This is a genomic window from Halomonas sediminis (assembly GCF_044871105.1).
In the GTDB taxonomy this organism is placed as follows: Bacteria; Pseudomonadota; Gammaproteobacteria; order Pseudomonadales; family Halomonadaceae; genus Vreelandella; species Vreelandella zhuhanensis.
This window is the reverse complement of record NZ_CP085246.1, coordinates 2,697,103-2,710,978: the sequence shown is the minus strand read 5'-3', so window position 1 is coordinate 2,710,978 and position 13,876 is coordinate 2,697,103. Positions and strand designations below refer to the sequence as shown.

General features: G+C 57.3%; 13 protein-coding genes and 1 riboswitch. Of the genes, 12 read left to right on the top strand and 1 reads right to left on the bottom strand.

Features of this window, described 5'->3' with window-relative positions:
• Nucleotides 1–22 precede the first annotated feature (22 nt).
• The 4 genes from LG290_RS12820 (at nucleotide 23) to LG290_RS12805 (ending at nucleotide 3,731) form a co-directional block, all read left to right on the top strand.
• Nucleotides 23–730, top strand: a complete 708-nt coding sequence (locus tag LG290_RS12820) for a DUF3581 family protein (protein ID WP_160417726.1) — start codon at nucleotides 23–25, stop codon at nucleotides 728–730.
• A 139-nt stretch (nucleotides 731–869) separates the two neighbouring features.
• Nucleotides 870–1,865, top strand: a complete 996-nt coding sequence (locus tag LG290_RS12815) for a TRAP transporter substrate-binding protein (protein WP_499835141.1) — start codon at nucleotides 870–872, stop codon at nucleotides 1,863–1,865.
• A 40-nt stretch (nucleotides 1,866–1,905) separates the two neighbouring features.
• The gene (locus LG290_RS12810) at nucleotides 1,906–2,469 is read left to right on the top strand and encodes a TRAP transporter small permease (RefSeq protein WP_499835140.1); all 564 of its coding nucleotides are present in this window, start codon (nucleotides 1,906–1,908) and stop codon (nucleotides 2,467–2,469) included.
• The gene (locus LG290_RS12805) at nucleotides 2,466–3,731 is read left to right on the top strand and encodes a TRAP transporter large permease (RefSeq protein ID WP_499835139.1); all 1,266 of its coding nucleotides are present in this window, start codon (nucleotides 2,466–2,468) and stop codon (nucleotides 3,729–3,731) included. Before LG290_RS12810 ends, LG290_RS12805 begins: the two co-directional genes overlap by 4 nt.
• On the opposite strand, the gene LG290_RS12800 is transcribed toward LG290_RS12805, so the two are convergent.
• Nucleotides 3,684–4,685 (bottom strand): LysR family transcriptional regulator, encoded by a 1,002-nt coding sequence (locus LG290_RS12800; protein ID WP_160417730.1) that lies wholly within the window; start codon nucleotides 4,683–4,685, stop codon nucleotides 3,684–3,686. The two genes, LG290_RS12805 and LG290_RS12800, sit on opposite strands and share 48 nt — an antisense overlap.
• 199 nt (nucleotides 4,686–4,884) lie before the next feature.
• Between LG290_RS12800 and LG290_RS12795 the strand changes: the two genes are divergently transcribed.
• The 8 genes from LG290_RS12795 to LG290_RS12760 all read left to right on the top strand — a co-directional run bounded on the left by LG290_RS12795 (nucleotide 4,885) and on the right by LG290_RS12760 (nucleotide 13,838).
• A complete protein-coding gene (locus LG290_RS12795; protein ID WP_499835138.1) occupies nucleotides 4,885–6,384 on the top strand; it encodes a CoA-acylating methylmalonate-semialdehyde dehydrogenase in 1,500 nt (499 codons plus the stop codon).
• 150 nt (nucleotides 6,385–6,534) lie between these two features.
• Nucleotides 6,535–7,131, top strand: a complete 597-nt coding sequence (locus LG290_RS12790; RefSeq protein WP_499835137.1) for a peroxidase-related enzyme — start codon at nucleotides 6,535–6,537, stop codon at nucleotides 7,129–7,131.
• Between the two features lie 101 nt (nucleotides 7,132–7,232).
• A riboswitch (TPP riboswitch) is annotated at nucleotides 7,233–7,350 on the top strand.
• Nucleotides 7,340–8,716, top strand: coding sequence for an SLC5/6 family protein (locus tag LG290_RS12785; protein WP_499835136.1), 1,377 nt, complete (start codon nucleotides 7,340–7,342; stop codon nucleotides 8,714–8,716). It overlaps the preceding riboswitch by 11 nt.
• 57 nt (nucleotides 8,717–8,773) lie before the next feature.
• Nucleotides 8,774–9,742, top strand: coding sequence for a magnesium transporter CorA family protein (locus LG290_RS12780; RefSeq protein ID WP_499835135.1), 969 nt, complete (start codon nucleotides 8,774–8,776; stop codon nucleotides 9,740–9,742).
• Nucleotides 9,743–10,019: 277 nt separating this feature from the next.
• Nucleotides 10,020–11,315, top strand: coding sequence for an O-antigen ligase family protein (locus tag LG290_RS12775; RefSeq protein WP_499835134.1), 1,296 nt, complete (start codon nucleotides 10,020–10,022; stop codon nucleotides 11,313–11,315).
• A 54-nt stretch (nucleotides 11,316–11,369) separates the two neighbouring features.
• Nucleotides 11,370–11,615, top strand: a complete 246-nt coding sequence (locus LG290_RS12770) for an ElyC/SanA/YdcF family protein (protein WP_499835133.1) — start codon at nucleotides 11,370–11,372, stop codon at nucleotides 11,613–11,615.
• A gap of 53 nt (nucleotides 11,616–11,668) precedes the next feature.
• Nucleotides 11,669–12,106 carry a low molecular weight protein-tyrosine-phosphatase gene (locus LG290_RS12765; RefSeq protein WP_499835132.1) on the top strand — a complete coding sequence of 146 codons (438 nt, stop codon included), beginning with the start codon at nucleotides 11,669–11,671 and terminating at the stop codon, nucleotides 12,104–12,106.
• Nucleotides 12,107–12,686: 580 nt separating this feature from the next.
• Entirely contained in the window at nucleotides 12,687–13,838 is a 1,152-nt protein-coding gene (locus LG290_RS12760) for a polysaccharide export protein (RefSeq protein ID WP_499835131.1), read from the top strand.
• The last annotated feature ends 38 nt before the right edge of the window (nucleotides 13,839–13,876 follow it).

Below are 13,876 nucleotides of genomic sequence, written 5' to 3'. Positions count from 1 at the left end.
GCAGAGGCAGGCAGCAAACGCCATGTTCAAGGAATTTTATTCGCAGCGCGGAGAGCAAGTCATGATTTCCGCAGAGCAGGCCAGCCGATTCGCCAAGGGAGTGGCCGGCGACTACAACCCGATTCACAACCCCGATGCGCGGCGTTTTTGCGTGCCGGGGGATTTGCTGTTCACGCTGGTGCTGGAACGTTTTGGTCTATCGCGGCACATGCAATTTCACTTCCTGGCGATGGTGGGGGCGGACACCCCCCTGACCTTCAGCGAAGTGGAAAACGGCGATATTCATGTGACCGACGATAACGGCAAATGCTACCTGACGGTAACCCGCTCAGGTGAAACTACCCGCGACAACTCGGCGATCGATGCGTTTTCGCGTTGTTATGTGGCGTTTTCCGGCAAGAACTTTCCGCACTATCTCAAGCCGTTGATGGAAGAGCATGGGGTGATGTTCAACCCTAAGCGTCCGCTGGTGATTTATGACAGCATGGGCTTTTCGTTGGAACGTCTGGATGGCTTTTCCCCCAATTTAACGTTGAGTCGCTCATCGCTTAAGGTCAATGGCAAGCGGGCGGAGGCCCTGCTCGAATTTTCCATTCATTCCAATGGCATACCCATGGGTATCGGTTCCAAGAAGCTCGTGGTCAGTGGGCTGTGTGATTATGACGCCGTGGCCATGGAAGCTATCGTGGCGGAGTTTTATCGTCTCAAGGCAGCCTACGAAACCCCCTGAATGCATTCGCCTCGGTGCAACCAATGGATGTGCCATCATTGTCTTGGCTGCGGTATTCTCGTGCTTCACTGAAAAAAACATAATTCCAACAACACGGGCACCCTGGTGCCCTTTTCGCTGGATGGAGATGAGGCGCAACATGAACTTGAATAAAACCTTGGCGTTGGCCGTGACGGCTGCGACGTTGGCGGCGACTTCCTTTAATGCCCAGGCACGCGATTTCCGCTTGGGGTTAATCACCCCGGCGCAGCATCTGTGGTCAATCGAAGCCGAGGCCTTTGCCGATACCCTGGAGGAGCGTTCCGACGACGAACATAGCGTGACGGTTTATCCAGCTCAGCAGTTGGGTAACGAAGCGCAAATGGTCCAGCAGCTGCAAACCGGCGCCTTGGACATGGCGTTTTTGACCATCGCCGAGATTTCCAATCGCATTCCGGATTTCGGTGCGCTGTATGCGCCGTACCTGGTGGATGACGTCAATCACGCCGCCCGACTGTTGCGTTCCGATGCCGCCGGTGAGTTGCTCGAGCTCATGCCTGTCGAGGTCGGCATGGTCGGGGTGGGTTACGGCATGGTGGGCATGCGTCAAGTGCTCAGCCGCAATCCCATCGAAAACGCCGAGGACATGAACGGCCTGCGTATTCGTATTACCCCCTTCGAGCCGATTCGCGACTTCTATACCGCCACGGGTGCGGCCCCGGCGCCGATGCCGCTGCTGGAAGTCTACGATGCGCTGGCCAATGGCCAAGTCGATGCCATCGATATGGACTTCGATTCCATTCTGATTCTCAAGTTTTACGAGCAAGCAGATAACCTACTGATTTCCAATCACATGATGTTCCCGATGGTGGGCGTGGTTTCCGGGCGGGTATGGCGAGAGCTTTCCGAGCAAGATCGTGAGCTGATCGACACCACCATGGCCGAACATCTGGAAAACGTCCTGAGTGGTTTCGAAGAAATGGATGCGGCTCAGGAAGAACAGATCCGCGCGCTGGATATCAATATCGTTGAAGCCGATGCCGACTTCTTCAGTGAGGCCATCGCCGAGTGGGAAGCCATCTGGGAACCCAAGGCGCCGATGCTGGATACCCTGCGCGAAGAGGCCGAACGGCTGCGTGAACCAAAGCAGCAGTGAATGCATGGATAAACAGGCAAGCCGATAAAGGCCGAACTTGATGCTGTCACGTTTTTCATCATGCCTGGCGCAGCTGGAAGAAATCGCTGCTGCCTTTCTGGCGGCGGTGATTACCTTATTGATTCTGACCAATGTTGCCTTTCGCACGCTGGGCAACCCACTCTACTGGATCAGTGAACTGGCGATTTACGCCATGATCTGGATGACCTTCCTGATTGCCGGGGCGGTGCTCAAGCGCCGCCAAGGCATTGCCGTTACCTTGATAAGTGATGCCCTGCCGAGCTTCGGGCGCAAGCTGTTCGGGGTGTTCGTGGATGCCATGGTGCTAGCGTTCGCCTTGATACTGCTGTGGCTATGCTGGCGCTGGTACCAGCCCTGGACCTTGATGCAGGCGGGGTTCGATACGCGTGCCTTTCAGGGCGAGACGTTCAACTTCATCTATGCCGAAAACACCTCGACGTTAGGCGTGAGGAAGTTCTGGTTGTGGTTGATCCTGCCCTGGTTTGCCTTTTCACTGAGCCTGCATGGGGCGAGCAACCTTTGGCAGTCGCTGACGGGCTTGAGCGACCCGGCGAGTGACCCTACAACGGAGCCGCCGCCATGACCATTGTGATATTCAGCCTATTGCTGCTGGGAGGGGTGCCGATCGCCCTGGTACTGGCGTTGACTGCCCTGTGGTACATCCAGGCCTCCGGCAATACAGTGTTGTTCGACTCCTACCCTCAACAGCTTTTCAGTGCGGTGGAAAGCTATGGGCTGCTGGCGATTCCGCTGTTCATGCTGGCCGGTGAGTTGATGAACGAGGGCGGGCTGACCAAGCGTTTGATCGCTCTGGCGCGTATTTTTGTGGGGGGCTTTCGTGGCGGCCTGGCCTACATCAATCTGGTCGCCAACATGATGATGGCGGCGATTATCGGTTCGGCTGCCTCGCAGATTGCGATCATGTCCCGCGCCATGGTGCCGGCTATGCAACAAGAGGGCTACAGCAAATCCTACAGTGCTGCCATTACCGCGGCCGGCGGCTTGCTCTCGCCGATTATTCCGCCCTCGATGCTGTTTGTGCTGTTCGGGGTGATGGCCCAAGTGCCGATTGCTGAAATGTTCATTGCCGGCATTCTGCCGGGGTTGCTGCTCGGCTTGACCTTTTTTGTCACCATCGCGGTAGTGGGCCTGGTGCAGCAATACCCGCGCGGTGAATGGCCCAGCCGTCGCCAGGCGCTTCACGATCTGCTCATGGGCCTGCCGGCGTTGAGTATTCCTTTGATCATTATCGGGGGCATATTGCTGGGCTTGGCCACGCCCACGGAGTCCGCCGCCCTGGCGTCACTGGCTGCACTTTTGATCGGGCGCTTGGTGTATGGCGATCTGACATTCGGGCAGCTTCCCCGGGTGCTGCGGCGCACGGCAGTCAATGCGGGGCTGGTGATCATGCTGATCGCCGCCGCCGGGGTGTTCGGCTGGGTGGTGGTTTACGAGCGCTTGCCACAAATGGCGGCGGCCTGGATCGCCGCCCTGACCACCGACCCCTTCCTGTTCTTGTTGCTGCTGATCGGGGTGCTGTTGCTGGTGGGGATGATCATCGACGGCATCGCCGCTCTGATCCTAGTGGTGCCGATACTGCTGCCTATCGCTCAGGAGCAGTTCGGCATCAGCCCCTATCAGTTCGGTGTAGTGGTCTGCCTGACGCTGGTGATGGGGCTTTTGACCCCGCCGGTGGGGGCGGGGTTGTTTATTGCCTCCTCGATGACCGGGGCGCCGCCGCTGAAAATTTTCCGCTCCTTGCTGCCTTTTTTGCTCGCCACCCTGGTGACGCTGGTGCTACTGGCCTGGCAGCCCTGGTTGACTACCGGGCTGATCGGGCGCTGAGGATTCAGCTGCCGGGACATGCTCGGGTATCACCAGGGCCGCACTGTCACCCATCAGGAAGTCCCGGTTGAGCTTCAGCGCTTCACGCAGGAAATCCCACAATAAGCGCACCCGCGCCAGGCGGCGCTGTTCCTGGCGGGCGGTGATCCAGAACTGGCGGGTCACCGTCACTTCATCTTCCAGTACGCGCACCAATGAGGCCGTAGGTTCGGCCATGAAGCAGGGAAGTACTGCAAGCCCGGCGCCATGCAGAGCGGCGCTGTACTGGGTGGTGACGCTGGTGCTGCGAATACTGAAGTGCGCCTCTTCACTGAGGGTACGTGCGGGTAACAGGGGGTCGAGGTAACTCAGCTGGTCGCTGAAGATAAGATCGTCGACATAGCCGACCAGCGGGTGTCGGGCCAGCTCGGCCAAGGTTGTCGGGGCGCCATGGCCTGCCAGGTAATCCTGGCTGGCATAAAGGCGCAGCCGATAGTCGCATAGCCGGGAAATCACCAGGCCCGGACTTACCGGGCGTTCGATGGTAACCGCAAGGTCCGCTTCGTGGCGGCTCAAATTCACTACCCGGGGCAGGGCGAGGATATCCAGTGTGATGCCCGGGTGCCGTCGGCAGAAGGCGGAAAGCAGCGGGGCGATCACCCAGGTGCCGAAACCTTCTGTTACTCCCAAGCGTATCTGGCCACTGACCTGATGATTCTTGTTGGACAGGTTTTCCCCGGCTTCCTCGGCATGACGGGCCATTTCCTCGGCATGGGCCAATAGCTGCTGGCCGGCTTCCGTCAGGTGATAACCGTGTGTGCTACGCTCGAACAGTTGGGTGTTGAGTTGTTGTTCGAAACGCCTTGTGCGCCGCGACAAGGTGGAATGATCCAGCCCCAGGCGCCGAGCGGCATCGGTGAGCCGACGGCTACGCGCCACTTCGAGAAAGATCTGAATGTCATGCCAGTCGAGCATGGAGGCTCCGCCTGCAACGTGAGGGGTCTACTTTGTGTGGTTGTTTGTGCAATTATACACAAGCAATGTGCCTGAGTGCCCGTTGTCAGGCAATCCAACCTGCGGATAGACTCCTTGTTATTACTGTTCGTGTGTTTGTACACATAATGTCTAGCAAACAGAAATTGATAGGCAAACAAAAATTGATAGGAGCAATACCATGACCGTCCGCGAAATCCCCATGATTATCGATGGCCAGCCGGTTCAATCCAAAAGCCAGGAATGGCGCGAGGTGGTCAATCCGGCTACCCAGGAAGTGGTCGCCCGGGTGCCATTTTGTACGCCTGAAGAAGTCGATCAGGCGGTTGCCAGCGCCAAGGAAGCCTTCAAGACCTGGCGCAAGACGTCGCTGGGTAAGCGTATGCGCATCATGCTCAAGTTTCAGGCGCTGGTACGCGATAATGTTGCCGAGCTGGCCGCACTGATCACCGAAGAGCACGGCAAGACGTTGCCGGATGCCGAAGGCGAGGTAGGTCGTGGCCTGGAAGTGATCGAGCACGCCTGTTCGATCACTTCCCTGCAACTTGGCGAATTGGCCGAGAATGCCGGTAGCGAGATCGACGTCTACACCATGCACCAGCCATTGGGTGTGGGTGCGGGTATCACCGCCTTCAATTTCCCGATCATGCTGCCCTGCTTCATGTTCCCGCTGGCCATCGCCACCGGCAACACCTTCATCCTGAAGCCTTCCGAACAGGACCCCAGCTCCACCATGCGTCTGGTCGAGCTGGCTCACGAAGCGGGCATTCCGGCAGGGGTGCTCAACGTGGTGCATGGCGGCCCGGATGTCGCCAACCAGATCTGCGACCACACGGACATCAAGGCACTCTCGTTCATCGGTTCCACCCATGTGGGTACGCACATCTATCGCCGCGCCAGTGACGCGGGTAAGCGGGTGCAATCCATGATGGGCGCCAAGAACCACTGTGTGGTGATGCCGGATGCCAACCGCAGCCAGGCCATCAATAATCTGCTGGGTTCCGCCTTCGGCGCGGCCGGTCAGCGCTGCATGGCCAACTCCGTAGTGGTGCTGGTTGGGGATGCGCGTGAATGGCTCGAGGATATCGTCGAAGGCGCGCGCAACATGAAAGTCGGCCCCGGTACCCAGCGTGACGCTGACCTTGGCCCGCTGGTGTCGCCCGCTGCCAAGGAGCGTGTCGAACACTTGATCGAGGTGGGCGAGAAGGAAGGCGCCAAGCTGATGATTGATGGACGTGGCTGTGAGGTGGAAGGCTATCCCAAGGGCAACTTCGTCGGCCCGACCCTGTTCGCCGATGTGACCGCCGACATGACCATCTATCGTGAAGAAGTGTTCGGCCCGGTACTTTGCGTGGTCAACGTCGAAACGCTGGATGACGCCATTGCCTTTGTCAATGCCAACCCCAATGGCAACGGCACCTCGATCTTCACCAATTCCGGCTGGGTGGCGCGTCGCTACGAAAGCGATATCGATGTCGGCCAGGTGGGTATCAACGTGCCTATCCCGGTGCCGGTGGCCTACTTCAGCTTTACCGGCTCACGGGCCTCGAAGCTGGGAGACATGGGCCCCAACGGCAAGCAAGCCATCGCTTTCTGGACCCAGACCAAGACCGTTACCGCGCGTTGGTTCGAGCCGGAAAACGTCTCCAGCGGCATCAACAGCACCATTTCGTTAGGTTAGAATTGTGTTGAAGGTAGCGTTATAAGAACGGCCCCGTCTGCAAAGGCGGGGCCGTTTCTTGTTGGATCTTTCACGATAACTGCGTAAATTTTTAGCCGTCATGCTGCACTTTTGCGTATAAACGCTGTTCCACAAAAACAAGGAAACATCATGAGCATGCCGATCAGTCGTTTTCCTCTTCCGGAAACCCTGGAAGACCTGCCGGAAGATATTCATTCCACCCTCTTGGCGGTCCAGGAGAAAGCCGGCTTCGTGCCCAATGTCTTCTTGATGCTGGCCCATCGCCCGGCGGAGTTTCGGGCTTTCTTCGCCTACCACGATGCCTTGATGGAGCGTGAGTCTGATACCCTCACCAAGGCTGAAAAAGAGATGATCGTGGTGGCCACCAGCGCGCGTAACGCTTGCCTGTATTGCGTGGTGGCCCATGGCGCCCTGTTGCGCATCTACAGCAAGAACCCGCTCCTTGCCGACCAGGTGGCAATCAACTATCAGCTGGCATCGATCAACGAGCGCCAGCAGACAATGCTGGACTTCGCCATGCACTGCAGCCTGAGCGTGGGCGAGCTGACCAGCGATTGGGAGTCACGCCTGATGGCGGCCGGTTTCACCCAGGATGATATCTGGGACATCGGCGCGGTGGCGGCGTTTTTCAGCTTGTCCAATCGCCTGGTCACGCTTGCCGGGACGCCACCCAATGAAGAATTCTATCTGATGGGACGTGTGCCGAGGGACAAGGCGGCCATGTAAAATATGCCACGCTCTATCGACTGGTCCCGGGAGGGCTTTGCAAATCCAGCACGGCTAAAGGATCATGCCGCTCTCGGCTTCGGCTGATTTCACATTCCACTCACTGTCGCCAGGGGAGTCCCACCATATATTTCGAGGCGGGACTGAGATAGCGCCAGGCGCTGACCCTGGAACCTGATCCGGTTGATACCGGCGGAGGAAGTGCGACATGCCTTACCTGACGTCTGCCGTGCTCGTCGCGGCGCTTGTGTGTTTTGCGTTTCTCGGGCTACGGGCGCGCCGTGTCGACGGCCCCCTGGATGATTACGTCACGGCACGTAATTCACAAAACGCCTCGACGCTGGGGCTCTCGTTTCTGGCATCGGGCATGGGGGCGTGGATACTGTTTGCGCCGCCGGAGATCGGTGCCTTTGTCGGCCCGCTGGCCCTGGCGGGTTATGCCATCGGCTCGGCACTGCCGTTCATTGTACTGGGGCTTTATGGGCCGAAAATTCGCCGTCACTTACCGCAAGGGCGCAGTATCGGCGAGTTTGCCGAAGCTTGTTACGGCGCCGGGGTTCGCCGCTGGGTATCGCTGGTCTCGGTGCTTTACATGGCCTGCTTTCTTGCCGCGGAGTTGACCGCGATCGGCGCAATTACCGCCTTGCTTTCCGATGTGCCGCCCGCCTTGGTGGTGATCGGGGTGGCGCTGACCACACTGCTTTACACGGCACTGGGAGGGTTGCGGGCGAGCCTGGCCACCGACCGTTGGCAAGCATGGCTGTTGATTGCCTTGCTGGCGCTGGTGGGGGGTGTCGCTTGGCTACGCTTGCCCGAGATGCCGATGGAGGCAGTGATGCCCGCCATCCCGGTCACAGGGGCCCTGAGCGTTGCCTTGACCCTGGTGATCGCGGTCACCGCAGCCAACCTCTTCCATCAAGGTTATTGGCAGCGGGTGTGGGCAGCGCGCGACGATAGGGCCTTGGGGCTGGGCGCCTGGCTGGGCGGCGGCATTACCGTCATTGTGGTGATGGTGGTAGGAGGCTTGGGTATGCTGGCGGCGATGAGCGGCGTAGCACTGGGCGAGCCGCCGATTCCATTTTTTGCCTTGCTCAGCCAGGCCCCGGCCTGGTTGGCGCTACCCGCTCTGGTGCTGGCGGTGACCCTAGTGGCCTCGAGTGTGGATACCTTGCAAAACGGGATTGTCTCCCTGGTGGTGGCGGATTCCGGCAAGCGCGGGTTGTCGATCGGTGCCGCCCGGCTGGTGACGGTGGCGTTGATGGTGCCGGTGGTCATCGTCGCCTTGCAGGGGCTTTCGGTACTGCGGCTGTTCCTGATTGCCGATTTGCTGTGCGCGGCCATCGTGGTGCCTGTGCTATTGGGCCTGTGGCAGCGGATGAGCGCCTTTTCCGCCGTGGCCGGAGGTGTGGCGGGCATGCTCGGCGCCGTGTTGCCAGGCTGGATAATCCAAGGAAGCCTGGTCGAGGGAGTTCTGGCGGCAAGTTTTCCGCACAGCATTCCTACCTTGGCGCCTTTTCTGGGCGCACTGATCGCCTCGACACTGGTCAGCCTGTTGCTTGCCTGGCTCATGCCGCGAAGGCAGTAGCCAAGTCGACGAGTTGAGAATGCTCGAGTCCATGATTCCTTGAACGCCGGAGGTGGTATGTTACGCACGATGCTGGTTTTTCCCGATGGCGAGTCCCATCAGGGCGGAGAAGAATTGATCGCCACCTGGCGCGACTCGACAGATGCGCATATCTGGATTGATATGCAGGGGGAAACGCAGGACAGCGAGCGTGCCTTGCTGGAAGCCTTCGATTGCCATCCCATGGCGATTAATGATGCGCATCGGGAGCGTCATCCGCCCAAGATAGAAGAATTCGAAACGCATACATTGATTATCTATCGGGGGATTTCCTCCTTCGACGGTGAACTCAATTACGTGCCGCAACCGCTTTGCTTTTTTATTGGCGAACGTTTCTTGATCAGCCTCCACCCGAGCCGGGCGCTAAGCGTCGAGCGGCTACATAACGACCAGGGTGAGGCACTGCTGCAGAAGTCACCGGAACAGGTGGCGCTCAAGGTGATGTATATCTCGGCCGGGTTTTACATTGATGGGCTGCTGGAATTTGAAACCGAGCTGAGTGACCTTGAAGATGAGTTGCTGGAAGCGGGTAACGATGACTTGATGCGCCGCATCACCCTGTATCGTTCACGCCTGGTCAAGATGCGGCGCATTTTCAGTTATCATCAGGGGATCACCCAAGAATTGATCGCCTACGATTATCGTCACCTTCCGCGCGATGTGGCCGAAACGCTGCACGCGATCAATGATGTCTATGAACGCTTTGAGCGTCTCTACAGCCTGACCCAGATGTATTACGACATCTGCGGCGATCTGGTGAACGGCTATATCTCGATTGCTTCTCACCAACTCAATATCACCATGCGTGTCTTGACGGTGATTACCGCGATTTTCGTGCCGCTGACTTTCGTCGCCGGCATCTACGGGATGAACTTCGAATACATGCCTGAACTGACCTTCCGCTACGCCTACTTTGTAGTATGGGGGGTAATGTTGGGAATTGGCATTAGCTTGATATGGCTGTTTCGTCGCAAGGGTTGGTTCTGAGACAACCACGCTAATCATTGAACCGATCAAACAACTCCTGTCCCAGCTGATGGTTAAGTAGGAGTCTGGCCGTATCCCGAGTTTGAGAAAAATCCCTAGGTCATGATGACGTTTTGGCGCCGCACTGGATTCCTCCTAGTGTTACCTTTTTTATCTAATCAATAGCATTTCGTTTCGTTCTCCCGTTAGACAAGGTCGTCCAGCGAGTTCCTGTAGACGAAGATCGGATGGAATACTAAAGCATACGTACTCCTATGATCGACAAGGCAAACAATGCATGCAGGCTGTAGCAATCACCACCTTGCCGCTATTGGTGCCCTTGGGCTATTGGCTGGGGTTGGCGTTTACCTTGGTGTGGGGGATGCTTGCCTGGAAAAAACGAGGAGCACAGGGCTGCTTAAAGCAATCAATAAAGCGCGGTGATGGGCTCTTTCTGGTGTTACTGCTAGGGGTGGGCATGGTCGAACTTGCGGTAGGTGCTTGGCATGACAGCTTGCGGCAAGCCTTGCCATTGGCGGGTGCCGCCTGGCTCGCGGCATTGGTGTTGGTAATGCTTCGCGCCGTTCCGCCACGGCTTTCGGCGTGGTGGGCCGGGCTGGCTGTGAGCGGCTTGGGCGTGGGGGGTTGGGCTGCGTGGCAAAAACTGGCGGTGGGTTTGACCCGTGCCACAGGGCATCCACCGCTACATTCCATCTTCTTCGGCAATCTTGCGTTATTGAGTGCCCTGTTATGTCTGGCTGGGCTGGGTTGGGCCTGGCAACAGCGAACCACAAGATTTTTTTGGGTGGCGCTGTTACTGAGTGGCGCCGCGGGAGGTGGGCTGGCCTCGGCGCTGTCGGGTACTCGGGGTGGGTGGCTGGCATTGCCGCTGGTGATAGGGGTGTTCTATCGCGGCTATGCGTGCCGATGGCCGGTGGCGTGGCGTTGGCTGGTGCTGAGTGCGGTGCTAGCGGTAATCATGGCGGTGTATGTGACCCCGCAAAGCGGCGTGGAAAAACGGGTGGACAAGGCGGTGGCTGAAGTACGCCGCTACATTGAAAGCGCGGACTATGGCTCCGTCGGTGCTCGCCTGGAAATGTACCGTGGCGCATTGCTGTTGATTCGTGAGCATCCCTTGGTGGGTTATGGCCACCAAGGCTATCAGCCCGCCATGCAGGTGCTAGAGGAAAAGGGCGTACTAAGCCCCGAGTTAGGCAATTACTGGCATGCTCACAACGACCTTCTGGATGCCTGGGTGCGCAGAGGCTTGCCGGGATTTTTGATGGTATTGGCGTTGTATCTGGTTCCCTTATGGCGTTTTCTGCCAGGTTTGCGTGCCGAGAACCCCATCCAGCGGTCCTTTGCCGTGGCCGGCGTGTTGCTGCCGATTGCCTTCATGGGCTTTGGCTTGAGTTATTCTTTTTTCGCCTATCCTGCAGGAATTGCAGTGTATGCCAGCTGGCTGATTTTCCTTTGGGTTCAAGTTCCCGAGTATGGTATCAGCGGCCAAGTTTGCCGTTGCTGGTATCAGGGGGTGGAACGGGCTCGGAAATGGCCATGGCACAGGGCTATGCCGAGGCGGCAGAAGCATTGAGAGTGCCGATCGTGGCTGGCATCGCCTAATGATACGATCGCAGAGGCCAAGGCGGTGCAGGCATTGCTCGGCGAAGACGCTCAAGTGTTGCTGGTGACATCAGCGTCGCATATGCCACGTGCGATGCGTCATTTCGAAGTGGCAGGTTTGGCGCCCGTGGCTGCCCCTACGCATTTCTTGGCTAATAGGACCGAGGGTTTCGGGCTGGCTTATTGGATACCTTCGGCGCGTGAGTTGCGCAAGGCCGAACGCGCCATTTATGAAGCACTTGGGCTGTTTGCCATTCAGTGGGAGCATTAAACATGACATTTGACAACAACCTGCACCTTCGCTTACCGGGAGATAAGTAAGCCATGTTCAAGCGTATTCTGGTGGTCTGTACCGGCAACATCTGCCGTAGCCCTGTGGCCGAGGCATTTCTTAGACAACAACTGCCCGAGCGTCAGATCAGTTCTGCCGGCCTAGGCGCACTGGAAGGTAAGCCTGTCTCACCACTTGCGCGTGAATTGGCCGAGGCCGAGGGTCTGGATGTCACCCACCATCAGGGACGGCAATTGACAGCGACGATGATCCAGGAAGCCGATCTTATTCTGGTTATGTCCGAAGGCCAGCGCCGTGCCGTGGGAAAACAAGCACCGCAAGCCTTGGGTAAGACACTCTTGCTTGGTCGTTGGCTGGATGATGGCGAAGGACAAGATATCCCCGATCCTTATCGCAAAAATATGGAGATTTTCGAGCATGTCCATGCGCTGCTGAAAGAGGCCACCCGCCTGTGGGCTGAAAAACTCTAGACTCTGGCTAAAGATTCCCTTTTCCCTCCTTATCTTGGATCTACCTGCAATGTTGCCGATTCGGCATGCCAGGCTCGGGTCCATTTCTTATTGAAAATCCTTTCTCAGTTAAGTGCCTAGGCTAACAGTGAAGTACTTATGTAACGCTTTAAGTTACAGAGTGTTCTTTGTTGGCAGGCTTTTCTTCGAGTCATGATAAGAAGACTTATGAATACCCATGATAACTTGACTAATACCTTGTTTTTTTATAAGTATATGAATTTAAAGAAATATATAGCTTTAAATTAATTCCGCTTCAACCCTACCTGGCATGATGTTTTTCCTTTTTTTATGATGATAAGCCGCACTTTTCCACGAGTGCTAGGCGTTAGTTGTCTCACCCCGCCACGCTTATGTAAATGGTAATGCGCTATTTGTATTGTTATGTAAACTTGTGTTTGTCTGCCGAATTGGCAGTCATGTCTCATGGCGATACGCGGGTTGGCATCGCCAGGACGAATTTCCAATAAGGCTCTGGGAAATGCCTGAACACAATCCCCGGGCGGTAGCGTGGCAAGACACAAAGTACAGGGAGCAAAGAATGAATAAATTCAATGAAATAGAAGAGGCAGAACCTAGCGAGCGCCCGATGCGACTGGTTCGCTGTCTGATGTTGATCATGCTCCTGGGGGTGCTGAGTGGCTGTGCCATGGCCCCTGGTGGACATATTGATGAAAGCGAGCTTGGACAATCGCTGGATGGGCGAGTGACCGTGCAGCCGATCACGCCGGACCTGGTGGACGCGATGCACGTGAGGGAAGCACCCACCCAGGCAACTCCCCAGGCATTGGATCAGGAAGTGCAGGGCTACGAGTACCGCGTGGGACCTGGCGACATCCTGAGCGTGATTGTCTATGACCATCCCGAGCTGACCATTCCCGCCGGTGCCGAGCGCTCTGCTGCGGAAACCGGGAATCGGATACGTCCCAACGGCACCATGTTCTATCCCTATGTGGGGCGCGTAAAGGTCGAGGGAATGACGCTTGACGAAGTACGTCAGTTGATCACCCGGCGGCTTTCCGAAGTGATCACCGAGCCTCAGGTAGAAGTCGGCATTGCGGCGTTCAACTCCCAGAAAGTCTATATCAGTGGCGCTGTGGAAACCCCCGGCACCCTGCCATTGACCATCGTGCCGATGACGGTACTCGATGCCATCAGTGAAGTAGGCGGGGCGCTTGATAATGCGGACTGGCGCAACGTCACGTTGAGCCGCAATGGTAGCGAAGAAGACATCTCGCTCTACGCCATGATGCGCCAAGGAGATATGACTCAGAACCGCTTACTGCGTGATGGCGATCTGCTGCATGTCCCGACCATGGAAAACCAGAACGTTATCGTGATGGGTCAAGTGATACGTCCCGGTGCGCTTGCCTTGGGTAACGAACGCATCACCTTGACGGACGCCTTGGGAAGAGCCGGTGGGGTGAATGAAAGCCGTGCCGAGCCCTCGGGTATTTTCGTGATACGAGGAAACCCGCCCGGTAGCGAGAAGATTGCCACCATCTATCAGCTGGATATTCGCGATGCCACGCGCCTATTGCTGGGAACACGCTTTCCTCTCCAGCCGCAGGATGTGGTGTACGTGACGTCGGCACCGCTGGCTCGCTGGAACACCGTGATCTCGCTGCTGCTGCCTTCGGTCAGCCTGCCGGGTGATGTCGCGACTGTCGCCACGGATGTCGGTGACCTGTAAGTACCGATTTGAATGATATTTCACGAGTGATGAGGCAT